Source organism: Mesorhizobium sp. M2A.F.Ca.ET.046.03.2.1, assembly GCF_003952425.1.
In the GTDB taxonomy this organism is placed as follows: domain Bacteria; phylum Pseudomonadota; class Alphaproteobacteria; order Rhizobiales; family Rhizobiaceae; genus Mesorhizobium.
This window is the reverse complement of sequence record NZ_CP034449.1, coordinates 6,719,460-6,739,233: the sequence shown is the minus strand read 5'-3', so window position 1 is coordinate 6,739,233 and position 19,774 is coordinate 6,719,460. Positions and strand designations below refer to the sequence as shown.

26 protein-coding genes are annotated in these 19,774 nt (G+C 62.7%); 11 read left to right on the top strand and 15 right to left on the bottom strand.

The genetic code is table 11. From position 1 onward, the window contains the following. Window positions 1-47: 47 nt before the first annotated feature. The 5 genes from rpsI to EJ072_RS32230 all read right to left on the bottom strand — a co-directional run bounded on the left by rpsI (window position 48) and on the right by EJ072_RS32230 (window position 2,362). Window positions 48-518 (bottom strand): 30S ribosomal protein S9, encoded by a 471-nt coding sequence (rpsI, locus tag EJ072_RS32250; protein ID WP_040999876.1) that lies wholly within the window; start codon window positions 516-518, stop codon window positions 48-50. Then, window positions 518-982: a 50S ribosomal protein L13 gene (gene rplM, locus EJ072_RS32245; protein WP_040983169.1), complete on the bottom strand. Its 465-nt coding sequence runs from the start codon at window positions 980-982 to the stop codon at window positions 518-520. Before rplM ends, rpsI begins: the two co-directional genes overlap by 1 nt. Window positions 983-1,249: 267 nt before the next feature. Continuing rightward, window positions 1,250-1,648 (bottom strand): type II toxin-antitoxin system HicB family antitoxin, encoded by a 399-nt coding sequence (locus EJ072_RS32240; protein ID WP_126082863.1) that lies wholly within the window; start codon window positions 1,646-1,648, stop codon window positions 1,250-1,252. A gap of 28 nt (window positions 1,649-1,676) precedes the next feature. Then, window positions 1,677-1,862, bottom strand: coding sequence for a type II toxin-antitoxin system HicA family toxin (locus tag EJ072_RS32235; RefSeq protein ID WP_126083820.1), 186 nt, complete (start codon window positions 1,860-1,862; stop codon window positions 1,677-1,679). 44 nt (window positions 1,863-1,906) lie between these two features. Further along, window positions 1,907-2,362, bottom strand: coding sequence for a PaaI family thioesterase (locus EJ072_RS32230; RefSeq protein ID WP_126082862.1), 456 nt, complete (start codon window positions 2,360-2,362; stop codon window positions 1,907-1,909). A 152-nt stretch (window positions 2,363-2,514) separates the two neighbouring features. Here EJ072_RS32230 and EJ072_RS32225 point away from each other — a divergent pair, with 152 nt between their 5' ends. From EJ072_RS32225 to EJ072_RS32205, 5 genes are all read left to right on the top strand, one after another. Continuing rightward, window positions 2,515-3,336 (top strand): enoyl-CoA hydratase, encoded by an 822-nt coding sequence (locus EJ072_RS32225; protein WP_126082861.1) that lies wholly within the window; start codon window positions 2,515-2,517, stop codon window positions 3,334-3,336. Between the two features lie 44 nt (window positions 3,337-3,380). Then, on the top strand, window positions 3,381-4,163 hold the full coding sequence (locus EJ072_RS32220; protein WP_126082860.1) for an AAA family ATPase: 783 nt from the start codon (window positions 3,381-3,383) through the stop codon (window positions 4,161-4,163). Next, complete coding sequence (locus EJ072_RS32215; protein ID WP_126082859.1) at window positions 4,160-4,681, top strand: CoA-binding protein; 522 nt, start codon at window positions 4,160-4,162, stop codon at window positions 4,679-4,681. The genes EJ072_RS32220 and EJ072_RS32215 overlap by 4 nt, the downstream gene beginning before the upstream one ends. 160 nt (window positions 4,682-4,841) lie before the next feature. Beyond that, window positions 4,842-6,122 carry an O-acetylhomoserine aminocarboxypropyltransferase gene (locus EJ072_RS32210; RefSeq protein WP_126082858.1) on the top strand — a complete coding sequence of 427 codons (1,281 nt, stop codon included), beginning with the start codon at window positions 4,842-4,844 and terminating at the stop codon, window positions 6,120-6,122. Between the two features lies 1 nt (window position 6,123). After that, window positions 6,124-6,468, top strand: a complete 345-nt coding sequence (locus EJ072_RS32205) for a cupin domain-containing protein (RefSeq protein WP_126082857.1) — start codon at window positions 6,124-6,126, stop codon at window positions 6,466-6,468. A 14-nt stretch (window positions 6,469-6,482) separates the two neighbouring features. Here EJ072_RS32205 and EJ072_RS32200 read toward each other — a convergent pair whose 3' ends face one another. The 3 genes from EJ072_RS32200 to EJ072_RS32190 form a co-directional block, all read right to left on the bottom strand. Further along, entirely contained in the window at window positions 6,483-7,190 is a 708-nt protein-coding gene (locus EJ072_RS32200) for a transporter substrate-binding domain-containing protein (RefSeq protein WP_126082856.1), read from the bottom strand. 55 nt (window positions 7,191-7,245) lie between these two features. Further along, the gene (locus EJ072_RS32195) at window positions 7,246-8,484 is read right to left on the bottom strand and encodes a cytochrome P450 (RefSeq protein ID WP_126082855.1); all 1,239 of its coding nucleotides are present in this window, start codon (window positions 8,482-8,484) and stop codon (window positions 7,246-7,248) included. Between the two features lie 80 nt (window positions 8,485-8,564). Then, complete coding sequence (locus tag EJ072_RS32190; protein WP_126082854.1) at window positions 8,565-9,293, bottom strand: hypothetical protein; 729 nt, start codon at window positions 9,291-9,293, stop codon at window positions 8,565-8,567. A gap of 109 nt (window positions 9,294-9,402) precedes the next feature. Here EJ072_RS32190 and EJ072_RS32185 point away from each other — a divergent pair, with 109 nt between their 5' ends. Both EJ072_RS32185 and EJ072_RS32180 read left to right on the top strand, forming a co-directional pair. Further along, a complete protein-coding gene (locus EJ072_RS32185) occupies window positions 9,403-9,747 on the top strand; it encodes a hypothetical protein (RefSeq protein WP_126083819.1) in 345 nt (114 codons plus the stop codon). Between the two features lie 18 nt (window positions 9,748-9,765). After that, window positions 9,766-10,293 carry a gamma carbonic anhydrase family protein gene (locus EJ072_RS32180; RefSeq protein WP_126082853.1) on the top strand — a complete coding sequence of 176 codons (528 nt, stop codon included), beginning with the start codon at window positions 9,766-9,768 and terminating at the stop codon, window positions 10,291-10,293. Between the two features lie 20 nt (window positions 10,294-10,313). On the opposite strand, the gene EJ072_RS32175 is transcribed toward EJ072_RS32180, so the two are convergent. The 4 genes from EJ072_RS32175 to EJ072_RS32160 all read right to left on the bottom strand — a co-directional run bounded on the left by EJ072_RS32175 (window position 10,314) and on the right by EJ072_RS32160 (window position 13,395). Next, on the bottom strand, window positions 10,314-10,862 hold the full coding sequence (locus EJ072_RS32175) for an ankyrin repeat domain-containing protein (RefSeq protein WP_126082852.1): 549 nt from the start codon (window positions 10,860-10,862) through the stop codon (window positions 10,314-10,316). Between the two features lie 255 nt (window positions 10,863-11,117). Further along, complete coding sequence (locus tag EJ072_RS32170) at window positions 11,118-11,723, bottom strand: transglutaminase-like cysteine peptidase (protein WP_126082851.1); 606 nt, start codon at window positions 11,721-11,723, stop codon at window positions 11,118-11,120. A gap of 241 nt (window positions 11,724-11,964) precedes the next feature. After that, the gene (locus EJ072_RS32165) at window positions 11,965-12,582 is read right to left on the bottom strand and encodes a PilZ domain-containing protein (protein ID WP_126061083.1); all 618 of its coding nucleotides are present in this window, start codon (window positions 12,580-12,582) and stop codon (window positions 11,965-11,967) included. Window positions 12,583-12,756: 174 nt separating this feature from the next. Beyond that, window positions 12,757-13,395, bottom strand: a complete 639-nt coding sequence (locus EJ072_RS32160; protein ID WP_126082850.1) for a PAS domain-containing protein — start codon at window positions 13,393-13,395, stop codon at window positions 12,757-12,759. Between the two features lie 426 nt (window positions 13,396-13,821). Here EJ072_RS32160 and EJ072_RS32155 point away from each other — a divergent pair, with 426 nt between their 5' ends. Together EJ072_RS32155 and EJ072_RS32150 are read left to right on the top strand one after the other, a co-directional pair. Continuing rightward, window positions 13,822-14,565, top strand: coding sequence for a rhomboid family intramembrane serine protease (locus EJ072_RS32155; RefSeq protein WP_126082849.1), 744 nt, complete (start codon window positions 13,822-13,824; stop codon window positions 14,563-14,565). 126 nt (window positions 14,566-14,691) lie between these two features. After that, window positions 14,692-15,123 (top strand): CBS domain-containing protein, encoded by a 432-nt coding sequence (locus tag EJ072_RS32150; RefSeq protein ID WP_126082848.1) that lies wholly within the window; start codon window positions 14,692-14,694, stop codon window positions 15,121-15,123. 44 nt (window positions 15,124-15,167) lie between these two features. On the opposite strand, the gene EJ072_RS32145 is transcribed toward EJ072_RS32150, so the two are convergent. Further along, window positions 15,168-15,437, bottom strand: coding sequence for a YjhX family toxin (locus tag EJ072_RS32145; RefSeq protein WP_245467390.1), 270 nt, complete (start codon window positions 15,435-15,437; stop codon window positions 15,168-15,170). A 372-nt stretch (window positions 15,438-15,809) separates the two neighbouring features. Here EJ072_RS32145 and gatB point away from each other — a divergent pair, with 372 nt between their 5' ends. Further along, on the top strand, window positions 15,810-17,309 hold the full coding sequence (gene gatB, locus EJ072_RS32135; RefSeq protein WP_095820710.1) for an Asp-tRNA(Asn)/Glu-tRNA(Gln) amidotransferase subunit GatB: 1,500 nt from the start codon (window positions 15,810-15,812) through the stop codon (window positions 17,307-17,309). Between the two features lie 4 nt (window positions 17,310-17,313). Continuing rightward, window positions 17,314-17,802 carry a GNAT family N-acetyltransferase gene (locus tag EJ072_RS32130; protein WP_126082847.1) on the top strand — a complete coding sequence of 163 codons (489 nt, stop codon included), beginning with the start codon at window positions 17,314-17,316 and terminating at the stop codon, window positions 17,800-17,802. 112 nt (window positions 17,803-17,914) lie between these two features. On the opposite strand, the gene panC is transcribed toward EJ072_RS32130, so the two are convergent. Continuing rightward, window positions 17,915-18,766, bottom strand: coding sequence for a pantoate--beta-alanine ligase (gene panC / locus EJ072_RS32125; RefSeq protein ID WP_126082846.1), 852 nt, complete (start codon window positions 18,764-18,766; stop codon window positions 17,915-17,917). Continuing rightward, window positions 18,763-19,602, bottom strand: a complete 840-nt coding sequence (gene panB / locus EJ072_RS32120) for a 3-methyl-2-oxobutanoate hydroxymethyltransferase (RefSeq protein ID WP_126082845.1) — start codon at window positions 19,600-19,602, stop codon at window positions 18,763-18,765. The genes panC and panB overlap by 4 nt, the downstream gene beginning before the upstream one ends. Window positions 19,603-19,774: the final 172 nt, after the last annotated feature.

Genomic DNA, 19,774 nt, shown 5'->3' with positions numbered 1-19,774 from the left:
AAGGCCGCTCGGAGGCGGCCTTTTCGAAAGCTTGGATTTCCCAGCGCTTAGCGCTTCGAGAACTGGAAGCTGCGGCGGGCTTTCGCCTTGCCGTACTTCTTGCGCTCGACCACGCGGCTGTCGCGGGTCAGGAATCCGCCCTTCTTGAGCACCGAGCGCAGGCCCGGCTCATAGTAGGTCAGCGCCTTGGAGATGCCGTGACGGACCGCACCGGCCTGACCGGAGAGGCCGCCGCCGATGACGGTGGCGACGATGTCGTACTGGCCGGCGCGGTTGGCCGCGACGATCGGCTGGTTGAGGATCATCTGCAGCACCGGACGCGCGAAATAGGTCGCGAATTCCTTGTCGTTGACAGTGATCTTGCCGGAGCCCGGCTTCACCCAGACGCGCGCGATGGCGTTCTTGCGCTTGCCGGTGGCGTAAGCGCGGCCCGACTTGTCGAGCTTCTGGACATGCACGGGCGCGGCCGGCTGCGCGGCGACGGTGCCGAGTTCTGCGAGCGAGGAAAGCTCAGCCATTACGAAGCCCTCTTGTTCTTGGAGTTCAGCTTGGCCACGTCGAGCGTGACGGGCTGCTGAGCGGTGTGCGGATGCTCGGCGCCGGCATAGACGCGGAGATTCTTCATCTGACGGCGGCCAAGCGGGCCGCGCGGGATCATGCGCTCGACGGCCTTCTCGACGACGCGCTCGGGGAAACGGCCCTCGAGCAGCTGGCGCGCGGTGCGCTCCTTGATGCCGCCGGGATGGCCAGTGTGCCAGTAATAGACCTTGTCGGTGTATTTTTTGCCGGTGAACACCACCTTGTCGGCATTGATGACGATGACGTTGTCGCCATCATCGACATGCGGGGTGAAGGTGGGCTTGTGCTTGCCGCGCAGATGGTTGGCGATGACGGTGGCCAGACGACCGACGACGAGACCTTCGGCGTCGATCAGCACCCACTTCTTCACCACATCCGCAGGCTTCTGCGAAAAGGTAGCCATGGTTTTGCTCTCAGGTTGACCTTTCTCGTCCACGAGGGACAAGAGAAGGCGTTTCTTGTTGCTTGGATTGACGGAAAGCCGAGCCACCCGCCAATAACAAAACGGCGGCCGTTGCGGGCCGCTGCTTCGCGAGGGCTTATAGGCGAGGGCACTTTATACGTCAAGGCAGCGGAAAATGCGTTTAGCGAGTAAAATAAAGAAAAAACAATGGCTTGGCTGAACGGTATTATTTTACCACAAAAGTAATCGATGCCAGTCGCCCTCGCGCTAGTGCTTTGCCTCAATTTCCCTGCGGGCGGCGCTTGAGAGAAATGCGGACCTGGTGATGCCGCGCTCGCGCGCGGCGGCATCGATTGCGCGCAGGACACCGCGTTCGAATGTCACGTTCGCCCTGACCACGGCACTGTCATTGTCGATCAGCGGCACGGAGACCAGATAAGCTCCTTCAGATAGCGCGGTACGGATATCGGCAAGCGATACAATCGCCTCATGGCTGGAGGGTTCAGGCACGGACATATCCTCGGCCCAAAGTTGCAGGGCCTCGATTGCATTCGGCACGATATCCTCGGGTACATCGGCCGCTGAAAAACAGCCCGGAATGTCGGGGAAGCGAATACCAAATGCGCTGTCGGCATCCTTCTCAACCAGCGCGAAGTAGTTCTTCATTACAGTCTCCTGATTGTATACTTCAGGTCTAGCGAATCCAGCCTGCCTGTTTGGCGATCGCGCGAGCAGTGCCGACTGGCAGATCTTTTTCCGGGTGCGGAACGACAAGCACGATGGCGCCTTTCCGGAATTTGTGATGCGAGCCCCGAACTGAGACCAATTCGAAGCCGTCGTCTCTCAGCCGCTTTATGATGCGGCGGCTGTCACGCTCGATCAAATGTCACCTATGCGCATATATATACACATCTCGCTGCGATATCAAGTTTGAGAAGACTTACGAGGGATCGAATAGGTCCCCGTGGCATGGGCCACAGTGTGCCCATCCGGGCCCGCCACGATGTCGATGTCGAACACCATCAGGCTCTTGCCGAGCTTCAGGATCCGGCAATGGCCGTCGATTGGACCGGCTTCGGCCTTGCGCATGAAGTTGATGTCGAGATTGACGGTCACCGACCGCGCGTCCGGTCCGGCGTGGCTGAGCACGCAGACATAGCCGCCGATGTCGGCCAGCGTGAACAGCGACGGACCGGACACCGTGCCGCCGGGACGCAGATGCCGTTCGTCGGCGTTGAGCCGAACCGTGCAGCCGCCGGGAAATACGTCGATCGCCTCATAGGAGGTGAAACTGTCGTTGAGCTGCGGATAGACGCTTGCCATCAGCGCATTGACTTCGGCCGCATCGAGCATTGGCTTCAGATCGCTTTGGGCGGGCATGGGCAACGTCCTATATGAGGTGACAAGCTCCGGGCGATATGCCTGGACCAAACGGTGCGACGGAGAAAACACGCCTCGCGGCTGTTCTTCAACCGGCAGCGTGCTAGTTCTGTTGCTCCATGCGCCGCGAGCGCTGACCCGAAAGGTTGGACATGGCTGAAGTCGTTGCCATCAAGCCCGCCGTCGCCGACGGCCCCGTTCTTGTCAGTCGGGACAAGGGCGTCCTGCGCCTCACGCTTGCCAGCCCGCCGGCCAATGCGCTGTCGCTGGCGACGATGGCAGCGCTGCAGGCAGAGTTCGATCGCGTGAAGGCCGACAAATCCGTGCGCGTCATCATCCTGGCTGCGTCCGGAAAAGTGTTCTGCGCCGGTCACGACCTCAAGGAGATGACGGCGCACCGCGCCGAGCCGGACCGCGGCAAAGCCTTCTTCGAAAGAACCTTCGCTGCCTGCGCGATGTTGATGCAGACCATCGTTCGCCACCCGAAGCCGGTCATCGCCGAGGTCGACGGTCTCGCCACCGCCGCCGGTCTGCAACTGGTCGCGAGCTGCGACCTCGCCATCGCCTCGCACGAGGCCACCTTCTGCACGCCGGGCGTCAATATCGGGCTGTTCTGCTCGACGCCCATGGTGGCGCTGTCGCGCAATGTCTCGCGCAAGCAGGCGATGGAAATGCTGCTCACCGGCGAGACGATCGACGCCGCGACCGCCAAGGAATTCGGCCTGATCAATCGCATCGTGCCGCGTGAATATCTCAACCAGGTTGTCGACAAATACGCCCAAACCATTGCTTCCAAGTCATCTTTGGTGGTCAACACCGGCAAGGAAGCCTTCTACGCCCAGGCCGAAATGGGGCTGGCCGACGCCTATGCCTATACCGGCCGCGTGATGGTCGAGAACATGCTGGCGCGCGACGCCGAGGAAGGCATCGGCGCCTTCATCGGCAAGCGCAAGCCGCAATGGTCCGACGAGTAGCCGGTTTGCATGGAGCCGCACCATCCCATCGCTGAAGGTTCGACGTGGCTGCCCGCAAGCAACTGACGCGGCTGAAGGCACCCTATCTCAAGCGCATCCTGCTTGAGCCGTCGCGCGTTGCCGATTGGGATAAATATCCCTGGAACTTGCCGATTTTTCGCGACCGCGAATTCGAGTTCGAATTCGCCTCGGCCATCACCATTATCGTCGGCGAGAACGGCACCGGCAAATCGACGCTGCTGGAAGCGATCGGAGCATTGGCAGGCTATGACGAGGCAGGCGGCGGCAAGGGGTATCGTCCGGTAGATCATTCCATCGCCATCGACAAAAGCGGCGCGGCGCTTGCGGACACGCTGCGTGGCCATTGGCTGCCGAAAGTCACCGCCGGCTGGTTCTTCCGCGCTGAATCGTTCTACTCGGTCGCGCGCTATCTCGATAAGGTTGCGCTCGAAGATCCGTTCAGGCCACCGCCACCCGACTTCCTGTCCTGGTCGCATGGCGAAGGCTTCATCCGCTTCTTCGAGGAGCGCTGCCGCCGGCAAGGCATCTACATCCTCGACGAGCCCGAAAGCGCGCTGTCGCCGACGCGCCAGATCGAGTTGCTCAAATTGCTTCAACGCATGGAGCAATCCGGCACGGCGCAGGTGATCATGGCGACGCACTCGCCGCTGCTGATGGCCTGTCCGTATGCGCGGCTCTTCCGCATCAGCCGCTTCGGCCTCGACCCGATCGATTTTCAGGATACCGATCATTTTCGCATGATGCGCGACTTCTGCAGCGACCCGGCTGCCTTTCTCGCCGAAGCGCTGTATGAGGACGAACCATGAATCACGACACTTACGACAACGCCTACATCGCCGGCATTTTGAACTCGGTGAAGACGATCGCCATGATCGGCGCGTCGCCCAACGATGTGCGGCCGAGCTACTTCGTGTTGAAATATCTATTGGCCAAAGGCTTTTCGGTGTTCCCGATCAACCCCGGCCATGCCGGCAAGGAGATCCTGGGCCGCACTGTCTATGCCAGCCTGGCCGACCTGCCACAGCCGGTCGACATGATCGACATTTTTCGCGCTTCCTCGGCGGTGCCGGGAATCGTCGACCAGGTGCTGAAGCTCGACCCGTTGCCCAAGGTCGTCTGGATGCAGCTTGGCGTGCGTCATGACGAGGCCGCCGCCCGCGCCGAGGCGGCCGGCATCAAGATGGTGATGAACCGCTGCCCGAAGATCGAATACGGCAAGCTGTCCGGCGAGATCGGCTGGACCGGCGTCAACTCCGGCGTTCTGTCGTCGAAGAAACCCTTGATGCGCCAGGGGTTTCAGAGCTTCGGCGTGCGCCAGAAGTAGGCACCTAGCGGCGCGCGCAAAATTATTCCGGGAAGAAACGGATTTTCTCGGGCGTTGGTCGCAGATCGCGCCCTGAAAGGTATTTTCTTCTTTGCATTCCAACCCGGGCTTCGCCAAGAATGCCCGGCGTTTTTTCGAAGATCAGGAGAGGAAGATTTAGATGACCCGTACGCCCGGTTTCAACACCTTGGCCGTTCATGCCGGCGCCAAGCCCGATCCGGCGACCGGCGCCAGGGCCACGCCGATCTATCAAACCACCTCCTTTGTCTTCGACGATGCCGACCATGCCGCTTCGCTGTTTGGGCTGAAGGCCTTCGGCAATATCTACACCCGCATCATGAACCCGACGCAGGCGGTGCTCGAGGAGCGCGTCGCCGCGCTGGAAGGCGGCACCGCCGCACTTGCCGTCGCCTCCGGCCATGCCGCGCAGGTAATCGTGTTTCACAACCTGATGCAGCCGGGCGACAATTTCATCGCCGCCAACAAGCTCTATGGCGGTTCGATCAACCAGTTCGGCCACGCCTTCAAGAATTATGGCTGGGAAGTGCGCTGGGCCGACGTCAACGACCTCTCGACCTTCGAGAACCAGATCGACGACAGAACCAAGGCGATCTTCATCGAAAGCCTCGCCAATCCTGGCGGCGTTTTCGTCGACATCGAGAAGATCGGCGACATCGCCCGCAAGCATGGCCTGCCATTGATCGTCGACAACACGCTGGCTTCGCCCTATCTGGTGCGGCCGATCGAACACGGTGCCGACATCGTCGTCCATTCGCTGACAAAATTCATCGGCGGCCACGGCAATTCGATCGGCGGCGTCATCGTCGACGGCGGCACGTTCGACTGGTCGAAGTCGGGCAAATACCCGATGCTGTCGGAGCCGCGCCCCGAATATGGCGGGCTCGTCCTGCACGAGACTTTTGGCAATTTCGCTTTCGCCATCGCAGCGCGCGTGCTTGGCCTGCGCGATCTCGGACCGGCGATCTCGCCCTTCAACGCCTTCCTGATCCTGACCGGCCTGGAGACGCTGCCGCTCAGGATGCAGCGCCATTGCGACAACGCCGCGAGCGTCGCCGGCTGGCTCTCCAACCATCCCAAGGTCGCCTGGGTGAATTATCCCGGACTGCCCAGCGACAAGAACAACGCGCTGCAGAAGAAATATTCGCCGCAGGGCGCCGGCGCGGTCTTCACATTCGGCCTCAAGGGCGGTTACGAGGCCGGTGTCAAATTCGTCGAGGCGCTGGAATTGTTCTCGCACCTCGCCAATGTCGGCGACACCAAGTCGCTGGTCATCCATCCGGCCTCGACCACGCACCGCCAGCTCTCCGACGAGCAGAAGGTCACGGCCGGCGCCGGGCCGGATACGGTGCGGCTGTCGATCGGCATCGAGGACGTCAACGACATCGTCGCCGATCTTGAGCAGGCGTTGAGCAAGGTCTGATATGTCTGCCTTTCTTGCGGTCAGTGTCGACAGCGTCGAGCCGGAGGCCGGTGCGCCGGCCCCGGACCGGGTGATCTCGGGCGATCCGAAATTCCGCACCTGGAATGTCGAGGAGCGCGACGGCGGCCTCTATGCCGGGATCTGGGAGGCGACGCCGGGCAAATGGCGCATCTCCTACGACGAATGGGAATTCTGCCACATCCTGTCCGGCGTCTCGGTGATCGCCGAAGACGGCGGCGAGGCGCGCACCGTGCGGGCCGGCGACAGCTTCGTGCTCAGGCCGGGCTTCAAGGGCACCTGGGAAGTGCTCGAGACGACGCGCAAGGAATATGTGATCAAGCTTTGACGGTTTCGGCCGGCTCACAACAGTCGGTCGACATCGTCGTCGGAAAAACCACATTCGCTCATCATCTTCCGGTGCCACGCACTTCCGAGCAGATCGCTCAGGCACCGATCGATCCGCTCGCGCAACGCGGCATTGCCCTTGGCCAATGCGAACGCGCCGGCGGCCGGCCGCTTCTCCGATGCGGGAACCTCGACGACATCGAGCCGCTCGTCGGGGCGCTGGGCAATGTAGCCGCGATGCGCCATGTCGACGCTGGCATAGGCCTGCGCCATATCCTTCGCCACGGCCCCCGCCGCCTGAGCCTGCGTCGCAAATATCCTGACCCGATTGGGCGGAACGCCATTCTGCAACGCGGTTTGATGCTGAACCTGGTCCGATATCACTGCAAGTACCGCTGAAGGGTGCAGGGCAAGCGAGCGGTAGCCCTCCAGCCCCAACGGATTGTTCTTCGCCACCATCAGTCCGTCAGGCAGCGACCAGATCGGGCGCGTAAACTCAACGAGCCTTTTGCGCTCGTCCGAGATGAACAGGCCCGTCGTCATGTCCCATCGGTTGTCCACCAGCCCGGGAAGCAGTTCAGCGAACTCGGCTTCGACGGGCGAAAACTCGCCCAGCCCGAGCATCTGGCATATCCGCTTGGCGAGTTCCACGTCGCAGCCGACGACCGAGCCCGATGCGTCGGTGAAGCAGAAGGGTGGTTCCTGCAGGTAGGCGAATTTCATGTTCTAGGTTCCCGAACGACAATTTTGGCTGCTCTAGGCAGGGTCGGTTCGCCTATCAAAAAGTCACGGCAACCCGCTCCAGCCCGTGGAAATGATAAGTGTCGCGGAAGCGCGGCGTCTCCGCCAGGCGTAGTTCCGGCAGCCGGTCGAACAGCGTCTTCAGCGAGACCTGCAACTCAAGCCGCGCCAGCGGCGCGCCGATGCAGAAATGGATGCCGGCGCCGAAGGAGACATTCTTCTGGTCCGCGCGGGCCGGATTGAAGGTGTCGGGCTCGGCAAAAGCCTGGGGATCGTGATTGGCCATGCCGAGCAGAAGCGCGACCACCTCGCCGGGCTTGACCACGATGCCTGGTGACACTTCGATCTCCTCATAGGCATAGCGCAGGAACATGTGCAGCGGCGCGTCGTAGCGCAGGCATTCCTCAACTGTCGCGGCATTCGCCTCGGGTGTCGCGAAGAAGCGGCGCGGATCGCCACCTTGCGCCAGGATCGAGCGCACCGCATTGCCGGTCTGGTGCACCGTCGCTTCATGACCGGCGTTAAGAAGCAGGATGGCCGAGGACACCAGCTCGTCTTCCGACAGCCTCTGGCCGTTGTCCTGGGCCTCGATCAGCAGGGAAAGCAGATCGTCGCCCGGCTTCTTGCGCCGCTCGGCGACGTAGCCGCGCAGGAACGCGGCAAAATCGCGTGCGTCGCGGTTGGCTGTGTCCTCGGTTTCGCGTGTGCGGCCATGCATGTACATGGCGACCATCTGGTGCGACCAGTCGAGCAGTTGCGGCCCCATCTCGACTGGAACGCCGAGCATCTCGGCGATGATGGTGATCGGCAAAGGCGAGGCGTAGGCCGGCAAAAGGTCGACGCCGTCTGGCTCGAAGCGGTCGACCAACTCGTTGGCCAAGGCCTCGATTCGTGGCCTGAGCCGTTCGACCTGGCGCGAGACGAAGGCGCGGTTTACCAGCGTTCTGAGCCGCGTGTGCACCGGCGGCTCGAGTTCCAGCATGGAGTTGGCCTCGATCGCATCAAAGGCCACGAGGTGCGAGCGGTCTTCGCCAACGCCGCGGCTGTCGGGAATCCCCGCCGGGTTCTGGCGGCCGAAACGGCGGTCGCGCAGCAAGCGGTTGACGTCGTCAAAGCCGCCGAAGCACCAGAAGCCGTAGTCTTCCCAGAAGAAGGCGTTGGCGGTGCCACGCAGGAAGGCATAGGCCTCGTAAGGGTTCTGCACGAAGGCCGGCTCGTGCGGATCGAGATGCAGGCGGCGACGGGTCGGGTCGAAGGCGAGATAGGCTGGCATCATGGTAGATCTTTAGCGCGCCTTGGCAGCGCGATGCCAGACAATGTCTTGGCGCCCGAGGCGGAGAAGCGTTGAGCCAGCCCTCAGTGTCCCGTCTTCAGGATGCTCGCCACCTTGGCGGCAATCGCCGCGTCCAGCGCCGGCCAGTTCGCCAGCAGCTCGCGCGGAAAGCGGAAGGTGAGGCTGAGATCGTCGCCGACCTGGATGTCGCGCTCGCAAGGCGCCAGCGATTCCTCCGCGCTCGGCCCGCTGAGGCAGCGGGCGACAAACGGATCCTTGCCGGGACGCTCGGCGACGGCCAGCACCTCGTTGAGATAGCCTGATTTTTCGCTGAAAGCGTAAACCGTCGTGCCGCCCGGGCCAGGGGTGCCGGGCTTTTCGATCAGGGCGCTGTAGATCGGCGCGAAACGGCCGCTCATGTCGCGCGACATCATGCGCGGCTCGAACGACAGGAAGATGATCTTCCTGGTCGTCGTGTGGTTGAAGTCGTCACGCGCGGCCGCGCTGTAGCCGTCCATCTCGGGATAGCGCAGATAGAGATCGAGCCGCGAGGCGATGCCGTCGCGCCTGGCCTGGTCGAAGCGGATGAAGTTTGCCGGCACGCTGATCAGATTGTTGCCCATGACGATCTGGCGCACCATGGTGTCATCCGAATAGCCCGCCATGGCGATCGACCGTCCGAGCCATTTGCCGCCGACGCTGATCGCCACCGAAAGCAGCGCCAGAGCCGCGAAAATATAGAAGACCCGCTTCATCAGGGTCGAATCGACGACCTCGAAGTCCGGGCTCTCGGCAGCCGTTGCGTCTCTCATCGCTCTTTCCCGATCCGCCCACCTGTCCTTCGGCGGCACAGCCTGCGCGGCATGGCTCTTGCAGCGCGTTGGCACGACTGTGCGTTTTCATGGTAAACGGTTGGTAAACATGGAGCCCGTTGTGCTTGTTCTTTACGCGTTTGCGATTGGTATCACGGCTTGCGGATTGGCCGGATCGGCCATGGAGCTTTTCTCCGGACGACGCCTGGCCTTCGCCGAGCCCTATGTTTCGCCGGTCCATATCCTGCGCTCGCTCGCGGCAACGGCCTGCGCCGGACCGTTCATGCTTACCAACGAAGCCTTGGCCGCCCGGCGCGAGGGCCGCATCGGCACGATGGCGCTGTTGTCCTGCGGCTGCACGGCCATCGTCTGGGCTCTGGCGCTTGGCGTCGTGCTCATCGCCATTGCATCCTGGGCGACCGAGAACTTAGGGTCTTTTGAATTCGCTGGTTGAGACGAATCGGAGACGAAAATGCCGGTCTATGCGATCGATGGGAAGGCGCCCGAGTTCGAGGACGCCGATACGAACTGGATCGCGCCGGACGCCACGCTGATCGGCAGTATCAGGATCGGCCGCAATGTCGGCTTCTGGTTCGGCGTCGCCATCCGCGGCGATGGCGAGCGCATCACGATCGGCGCCGACACCAATGTGCAGGAACATACGATCATGCACACCGATCCGGGCTTTCCACTGACCATCGGCGAAGGCTGCACGATCGGTCATAGGGCTCTGCTGCATGGCTGCACGATCGGCGACAACAGCCTGATCGGCATGGGCGCCATCGTGCTGAACGGCGCCAGGATCGGCAACAACTCGCTGGTCGGCGCCGGCGCGCTGGTGACGGAAAACAAGGTTTTTCCAGACAATTCGCTGATCGTCGGCTCGCCCGCAAAGGTGATCAGGACGCTGGATGAAGCGGCGGTCGAGCGCCTGCGCGCCTCGGCGGCTCACTATGTGGCCAACGCCAAACGCTTCAAGGCCAAGCTAACGGTGGTATAACGGCGGCCGCGCGCCGCGCGTCATCGGCGGCTGTCCATCGCTTCACGCAGCAGCAAGGCGCCGGCCTCGAAGCCGGCCTCTTCCGCGCCTTCCAATGGTGTCTCATAGTCGTCGATGCGGGTTCTTAGCGATGGATCCGCGCCCGAGAGCAGCAGCAGCTGAATCGCCTCGGCGTCACGCCGCGAAACCGCGTAGTGCAGGGGCGTCCAGTCGCTCACGCCGCGCATGTTCGGGTCGGCGCCATGCTCGAGCAGGATATGGATGACGTCCAGCCGGTCCGGCCGTTCCGTCGACAACGCCGCAATGATCGAAGGAAACCCGGCGGGATCGTCATAGTTCGGGTTCGAGCCGGCATCGAGCAAGGCGGTGATGAAGGCGGCCGGGCTCCAGTAGATCGCATATTCCAGCGGATGACCAAGGCCGAGCTCGAACGGCATCCGCTCGTCGAACCAGCGCGCAGAGCCGCCGAGCGCAACACCCAGAGCCGCGAAATCTCCGGCCTTGAACGCCTCGTCTATGGCCTTGAACAACAGATGGCGGGCGCCGCGTTCCTCAGGGATTTCCAGCATCGCCTTCATCCGCAATGAGCGAGCTATATTGCTCCCTTCCGCCTCGCTCGGAAAGGCCGTCTCGGCAGAGGCCGTCGGCAAGAACCCCGATCGCTGCCTTCGACAGGCCTAGCCCGAAACAGCGGAGCCGGCCCCGGGGACAGGGGCCGGCTCCTAAAACCCGGTCGTTGGGGACGGGGAGGGTGGGGACTCGACCGGGCTTTCTTCCTGGGCACGCCGCCGCGTCGCCGCGACATGCCCGATCGCTTCGGCGCCTTAGCGGACGCTGGCGACCGCGTCCTCGCGGCCGTCGTTGATCGTCACCCAAACGCCGGAATTCTCAGTCGATTGGCGCTTGAGATAGGTGTAGACCGTATCGTTCCAGGCGAGCACTTTCGGCTCGAGATTGTCGAGGATGAACTCGCCGAGGCCGGTGCGCACGGTGAGCACGGCATGGCCGTCGCCATTGGGCTGGCGCACCACCGTCATCAACAGATTGCCGGCCGGGACACCCGCGGCCATCAACTCGCGGCGCTTCTCCAGCGCGTAATCCTCGCAGTCGCCAACACCATTGTCGGGATAGGCCCAGTATTCCTCGACACCGTAGATTTCCATGTCGGTGCGCGGCTTGACGCGGGCGTTGACCGAATTGTTGATGTTGATGATCGTCGCCCACAGCTTGCGCGTCAGTTCGACCGGCGGTCCCTTCGGCGTCCGCTCGTTGCACTCGACCGGAATGCGCTGACAGAAATCATAGTGACCGACCGGCTGGGTGGTGCGGCCACCCGTATGCATGAACACCGGTCCTGCGCTTGCCGTGCCCCAGGCGGAAAGCTGCATCGCCATTGCCAAGAGCAACAGCTTGCCCCTCGTCATTTTCATTCTTGTAGTCTCCCCGTTTGAGGAGACTGTGCCACGTTGGGATTTATTTGACGCAAAAACTCGAAGTAGACATTGAGTAAAACGCCAGTAGAATAAACATAAAATTTGAACTATCGTGGGCCTGGGTTGTTCAGATTTGTAACGATTTGGTAGGTGCCGGGTGGCCTATTTCGGGTGAAAACCGGGCAACAAAAAACCGGCCGCCGAGGGCCGGTTCGTTTTCGCTTTGCGGTGGCTTGCGTCAGGACCGCGGCGCGTTGAATTCCTGGTCGAGCGTTTCCGGCCGCTGAATGACGGCGAATTCGATGGCGACGCCGTCCTCGAAATGGCGCACCACCTGGCCGCGCATGGTTCCAAGCATGACCTGGATGCCGATCGCCGGCTTGACGTCGATCTCGATCGCGGCGCCCGAGAGCGACAGGTCGATGATGCGGCACTGATACTGGCGCCCGTCGGTGAGCTGCAGGACGCTCATCGGGTTGCGCGGCGCCACGCGCTCGTGGCGACGGTCCTCGGGCAGGTCCAGCTCATGCTTGTTGGCAAGCCAGGTGAGCTGCGCGGCAAGCTTGTCCTTCTTGCGATCGGAGGCGATGACAGTCATGGCGAAACCGTCCGGCGACGTGCGCGTCACGATACCCTCGACACGGCCGATATGGTCGATATAGGCGATGACCTTCTCGCCCGGCATGCCGATGCGGTCGGTGCGCAGCGCGACATTGCCTGGCGACATATCGATCACCTGGCATGGATGCTCGGTGCGGTCTTCCAGCATGAAGCGTCCGTAAATCTTGACCCGGACACGCTGAAAGTTGCGCCGCTCAGCTCGTGACGGTGCAAATTCTACCGCCGCTGACCTCATGACTGCCTGCACCCCAATGGCATTCCGCGCGACGATGCGTGGAATTTCGCCCGAAAAACTACAGCAAAGCAGGTTAACAAACGGGAAAAATCGGCCGCGAAAGCCCGGGCCAGGAGACTCGCGCGACGGGGAAAAATTAACCACGCGTGAGGGGAAAATCCCGCGCGGCCGGGCTCATTCGTGACGTCCGCCGTCGAGGACGACGAGGTGGCGGATGCGGCGCACGCGGCCGAGCGCCGAGATGGTTTCCGGGGGATCGAATTCGGACGGAACGAGCGAGGGAACCTCGATCGCCGGCCGGTTCTTCAGGAACATCGGTTCCTTCTCGGGATCTATCACCCGGATCGTGTCGATAAGCGCGTCGGCAAGCGGGTCGGCGCCAAGCCAGAACGGCTTTTCGACGGTGCTGAAAATGCCGAGGCAGCGCGGGTTCTCGTGGCCCCCATCCAACGGCAGCGCAAGGAGCTCGAATTTGTTGGAGCGGCCGTTGCGGCTGAATCCCTCGTAGGTCATGAGCAGCACCGATTTCTGATCGAAAACGCCCTGCATCAGCCGCGACACCAGACGCTGGTCCTTCTCGCGCCACAGCGAAGGAAAAGAGAAGCCCTTGAGCTCGCGTCCGTAATAGGCGCAGAGCCTCGTGCCGGCCAGCCGAAACACCGCTTCGCCGCGCGTGTCGCGCTCTAGGATGAAGGTGTCGGCCAGAAGCGACTTGATGTCGGCTGGCTCCACTTCCGATCGCTTCGGGGCGAGGCGGCCATCACGCAACTGATTCCAATATTGGAACAGCGCGATCGATCCTTTTTCTTTCATGTCCATTCCGCTCCGCACAATCTGTCTTTTGATGTCCCATCGGCGAACAGACAGGGCGCCCTCCGATGACCTTCATGCGGTGCGGAGCAGGATGCGTGCCAGTATCGTTAACGTTTGTTCACGCCTCGGGGTCGTTAAGGTTAACAAATGGTTTACATTGCGTGCCGCCGAGGCCCGTGGCACATCAAAACCACTCCAAAACGGCCGTTCTAGCGACGACCGGCAGCACTTCAGTCAGAGTTTACGGGGAGCAGGGGACTCGACCGGCCGTCCAGGGGGACACCTGGACGGCCTTCTTTTTGATTCGTTCCCGTTCTGATTCGCGCCTTCTCCCGCACGCGTCCTGTGGCGAATAGCCATTTGTGATTCGAAAAAGCGTGATCTACATGCTCGTCGAAATCCCTGACTCCCGGACCGCAAGGGCGCATGAGCGAGCCTGTAAGCCCCACTGAGAACGAACCGCCGCCGGACGAGGCTCCAGAGCCAAGGCGCCGCGAACCGGTGTTCAACCTGCCGCCAGTGGTGTTGGCCGCGATCGGCATTTGCGCGGCTGTCTTTCTGTTGCAGCAATATGTCCTGGACGATGCGCAGAACATGGTACTGCTCTACGACGGAGCCTTCATTCCGGTGCTCTACACCGGCAAGTATGGCTTCGACTGGTTCTCGTTCACGCGTCCATTCACCTATGCGTTCATGCATGGTGGCATTGCCCACATCGCCATCAACATGATCTGGCTGGCGGCCTTCGGCTCGCCGCTCGCCAATCGTCTCGGCGCGCTGCGTTTCGCCATATTCTACGCGGTGACCGGGCTGGCTTCGGTTGTTCTGTTCTGGGCGCTGCATCCCTATGGCGAGGTGCCGCTCGTCGGCGCGTCGGGGGCGATTTCCGGCATGATGGGCGCGGCCGCGCGCTATGGCTTCCGCATCGACCGGTCGTCCGGCAGGGCGGCCTTCGCCGGCGAGCCGTTGCCGATCGCGGCCGTGTTGCGCTCGCGCGGCGTCATGACCTTTCTTGGCGTCTGGATGGTGATCAATCTGGCAACCGGCCTGCTCGGCTTCGCGCCGGGTGTCGACGGCCAGATCGCCTGGGAAGCCCATATTGGCGGCTTCATCGCCGGCTTCTTCGGATTGCGTTTCTTCGACCGCCGCCGGCTGCCGCCTACTCCTTAGGCGCACTTGAAAAGCAACCAATCACGGCGCACCATGTTTGCTAAGCACCCGGTGTCTTCCTAGGGGCGCAGGGGCTGAAAAGCCGGTCGGGGCGGGGAGCCGGCGTCAAAGGCAGTGGAGGACGCCATGACGGTTAAGGCAATTCTCGAAAGCAAGGGCCATGACGTGTTCACGCTCGGGCCCAATGAGAAACTCAGCGAGGCCATTCGCATGCTGGCCGAGCACAGGATCGGCGCGCTCGTCATCACCAATGGCGACCGGAAGATTGTCGGCATCCTCTCGGAGCGCGACGTCGTCAAGGTCCTGGCCAGGGAGGGCGCCGCCGCGCTCGACATCGCCGTGCGCTCTGCGATGACACCGAAGGTGAAGATCTGCAACGAAAACCACACGGTCAACGAGGTCATGGAGATCATGACGAGGGGCCGCTTCCGCCATCTGCCGGTGGAGAAAAACGGCCTGCTCGACGGCATCGTCTCCATCGGCGACGTGGTCAAGCGCCGCATCGAGGACGTCGAGCGCGAAGCCGAGGAGATCAGGGCCTACATCGCCACCGCCTAGCGTGCGACATATGCCGCCGGTTTTTCGGCCGGCGGCATTGGGCATTAGCGGTTGTCGAGCTCGGCGTGGACGAGCTGCAGCCCGCGCCGGGTGATGCGGTAGGGGCCGGCTTCCGTCGAAGAAACCGCTTTCTTGCGCCTCAGTCGTCGAAAGAGCTCCAGGTCGAAGCCAGGATAGCGCCAGCCGTCGCGGGTCAGGCACTGGACGGAGGCGATCTTTTTACTCTCGTTTTTTTCGATTTCGATACGCCCGCCCTGCGCGAGCAGATGCAGTATGCGCTGTTCCCCACAGCGCCGCGCGTCTCGGACGCGCAAAAGGACGCTGTGGCACTCTTGGTTGGCGCATGATCCTTTCCGAAAATCGGTTCCGATTTTCGGGGTCATGCGCTGCGCGAAATGTCCATTGGATAAAGTCCCGGGAAAAACAACAAAAGCCGCCGCCGCGAGACATCGCGGCACGGGGTTTCAGGTTTTTCTGCCCTGCCTCGCTACGAGGTCAGGGCTTCACCGGGACTGAGCGTAAGTGGACATCCACTCTCCATTGGGAGGAGTGTCCCATAGGCGAACGTAGCGGAAAAGGCCAGCGTGTGGGCTTTACGCTTGTCTCGCAGGGCGGTTTGCACTAGCGAAGTTGCGCACCGAAATATGCGTTTTGCATATCGCGAATTCTAAGATACGCAGGCCTCCATGAGCATCATCGACACCCGCACCCCTGACGCGAAACGTCTGATCCCCGGCGCCACCGGCGACTGGGAAATCATCATCGGGCTCGAAGTGCATGCGCAAGTGATCTCGCAGGCCAAGCTATTCTCCGGCGCCTCGACCTCGTTCGGCGCCGCGCCCAACGCCAATGTCAGCCTGGTCGACGCGGCGATGCCCGGTATGCTGCCGGTCATCAACGAGGAATGCGTCAAGCAGGCTATCCGCACGGGGCTCGGCCTCAAGGCCGCGATCAACCACAAGTCGGTCTTCGACCGGAAGAACTATTTCTATCCGGACCTGCCGCAGGGCTATCAGATCTCGCAGTTCAAGCAGCCGATCGTCGGCGAGGGCAAGGTAATCGTCTCCGTCGGTCCCGACCGCCAGGGCGAGTTCGAGGATATCGAGGTCGGTATCGAGCGCCTGCACCTGGAACAGGACGCCGGCAAGTCGATGCACGACCAGCACCCGACCATGTCCTATGTCGACCTCAACCGCTCCGGCGTGGCGCTGATGGAGATCGTCTCCAAGCCCGACATTCGCTCGGCCGACGAGGCCAAGGCCTATGTCACCAAGCTGCGTTCGATCATGCGCTATCTCGGCACATGCGACGGCAACATGGACGAGGGCTCGCTGCGCGCCGACGTCAACGTCTCGGTGCGCCGTCCGGGCGGCGCGTTCGGCACGCGTTGCGAGATCAAGAACATGAATTCGATCCGCTTCATCGGCCAGGCCATCGAATATGAGGCGCGCCGCCAGATCGCCATTCTGGAAGACGGCGGCAAGATCGACCAGGAGACGCGCCTGTTCGATCCGAACAAGGGCGAGACGCGCTCGATGCGCTCCAAGGAAGAAGCGCACGACTATCGCTATTTCCCAGATCCCGACCTTTTGCCGTTGGAGTTCGACCAGGCCTATGTCGATGCGCTCGCCAAGGACCTGCCGGAACTGCCCGACGACAAAAAGGCTCGGCTGGTCGATGTGCTTGGACTGTCCGCCTATGACGCCTCGGTGCTGGTTTCGGAAAAGCCGATCGCCGACTATTTCGAGAAGGTTGCCGCCGGGCGCGACGGCAAGCTCGCCGCCAACTGGGTCATCAACGATCTCCTTGGGCAGCTGAACAAGGCCGGCAAAGACATTGAAAATGCTCCGGTTTCGCCTGAGCAGCTGGGCGCCGTGCTCGACCTGATCAAGGAAGGCACCATTTCAGGCAAGATCGCCAAGGACCTGTTCGAGATCGTCTGGAACGAAGGTGGCGACCCGCGCCAGCTCGTCGAGAGCCGCGGCATGAAGCAGGTCACCGATACCGGCGCCATCGAGAAGGCCGTCGACGAGGTCATCGCCGCCAATCCGGACAAGGCCGAGCAGGCGCGCGCCAAGCCGACCATGGCCGGCTGGTTCGTTGGCCAGGTCATGAAGGCGACCGGCGGCAAGGCCAACCCGCAGGCGGTCAACGACCTCGTCAAGGCCAAGCTGGGCATCGAATAGAGCGATGTTCGTCCGCACCGCCAGCGAGCGCGATCTTGTTGCGGTCCGCGCGCTGCTGGTCGAGACCTGGCATGCGACCTATGACGCCATCTATGGCGCCGAGCGGGTTACGGCGATCACCGACGACTGGCATTCGATCACCTCGCTCAAGACGCGGCTGACGCGTCCGAATTCCGAGTTCCTGGTTGCTGACGACGGCAAGCGGCTCGGCGGCATGGCGTTCGCCGCCGCCACCACCGACCCGAAGATCGTCCTTCTGAACCAGCTCTATGTGCATCCGGCCTGCCAGCGGCAGGGGATCGGCCAGTCGCTGCTCGACGAAGTCGAGGCCAGTTTTCCGGAGATGGATACGCTGCGCCTCGAAGTCGAGGAAGCAAATGCCGTGGCGATCGCCTTCTACCAGGCGAACGGGTTCCGCCAGGCGGGCAGGACCGCCGATTGCGGCGGCAGTTCGGGATTGCCCGCGCTCATCATGGAAAAGCGGCTCGGCTAGATCGACGACGCCTCCAGTCGATGTATCTTATATGCCGTCGGAAGAATAGGCGTCACGGCGGCGACAGCTTGCCGATCGGAAGCCGATCGGAAGCCGATCGGACCGCGAGCGGTCACGCGGAGGGAATCTCCACATTGTCGATCAGCCTCGTCGTGCCGAGCCATGCTGCCGCGAGCAGGCGGCCGTCGCGGTCCCGTCGCCAGGGTGCAAGCGTGACGCTCGCGCGGGCGGCGACATAGTCGATCTTCCGGAAGCCTGCGGAGACAAGCGCCTTTGCAGCGTCTTCGGTGGCGCCGGATTCATCCGCACCGGCCGAAAGGGCCGCTGCCGCGCGGTGCAGGATACCGTTGAGCTGGCGCGCGATGTCGAGCTCGGCTTCGCTGAGATAGGCATTGCGTGATGACATGGCGAGGCCCTGGGCGTCGCGCACCGTTGGCGCGCCGATGATCTCGACAGGCAGGTCGAGATCGCGGCAGAGCTGCCTGACGACGCAAAGCTGCTGGTAGTCCTTCTCGCCGAACACGGCGCAGTCGGGCGCCGCCTGCAGGAAGAGCTTGGCAACCACGGTCGCGACGCCGTCGAAGAAGCTCGGCCTGAAGTCTGTCTCGAGACCCGACGAGGGGCCGCCCACCGCGATCTTGGTGGCGAAGCCGGCGGGGTACATTTCGCTTACGCTCGGCGTGAAGGCGAGATGCGCGCCTGCCTCCCGCAACCGGTCAAGATCGCGCGCCAGCTGGCGCGGATATTTGTCGAGGTCCTCCGTCGGCGCGAACTGCGTCGGGTTGACGAAGATCGAGACGACGCAGCGGTCGGCGCATTCGAGCGCGATCCTGACCAGCGAGATATGACCGTCATGCAGCGCGCCCATGGTCGGCACCATGGCGACCCTGAGTCCGGCCCGGCGCCACTCGCGCACCTGGGCGCGAAGGGCGGCGACGCTGTCGACGACGATTGCAGTGCTCATGTCTCGTCCTTGCCGGAGGTCGTCGTGAAGACGTGGTCGGGGCCGGGAAAGGCGCGGCTGCGCACCTCGGCCGCGTAGCGCGCCGCCGCATCGGCGATCACGCTGCGCAAGTTGGCGTATTCCTTCACGAATTTAGGCACGCGGTCGACGGTCATGCCGACCATGTCGTCGATCACCAGGATCTGGCCGTCGCAGTCGGCGCTGGCGCCGATACCAATGGTCGGTATGGAAATATGACGGGTCAACTTCGCGGCCACAGCCTCCATCGTTCCCTCTATGACAACCGAGAAAGCGCCGGCCTTTTCCACCGCCTCGGCGTCGCGGAAGAGCGCTGCGATGTTCTCCTCCGTGCGGCCCTTGATCCTGTATCCGCCGTCCCTTTCCACCGACTGTGGCTGCAGGCCGATATGACCCATCACCGGTATTCCCGCCGCAACGATGGCCGCGATCTGGGCGGCTATGTCGACGCCGCCTTCGAGCTTCACGGCCTGGCAGCCCGTTTCCTCGACAATGCGCTTCGCGGACGTCGAGGCTTGCGCCGGCGAGGCCTCATAGCTACCCGCCGGCATGTCGACCACGACGCAGGCCTTGGCCGAGCCGCGCATCACAGCCTGGCCGTGGGCGATCATCATCTCCAGCGAGGCGCCAAGCGTGGTGGCGTGGCCATGCAGAACCATGGCGACGCTGTCGCCGACCAGGAGCAGGTCGACATGCGGATCGAGCAGGCGGGCGACAGGGTAGGTATAGGCGGTGAGGCACACGATCGGCACGCCGCCCTTGCGGCGGCGAATATCTTCGGCGTTGATCCGGCTGTCGGCGGACGGTTTCCGGGTCAATCGTCACCTCCCTGAAGGCGCCCCGAACCGGGGCGGGTCGAGCTTTAGAAAGACAGGCAAGGCTTTGCAAGCCGCCCTGCCGCCAGCGGAGCGGCTGCATCGATTTAGCGCACGAAGCATTACATTCCGGGAGCGGCAAAACCCTTGCCTTCGCGGTGGCGTGACGCCATAA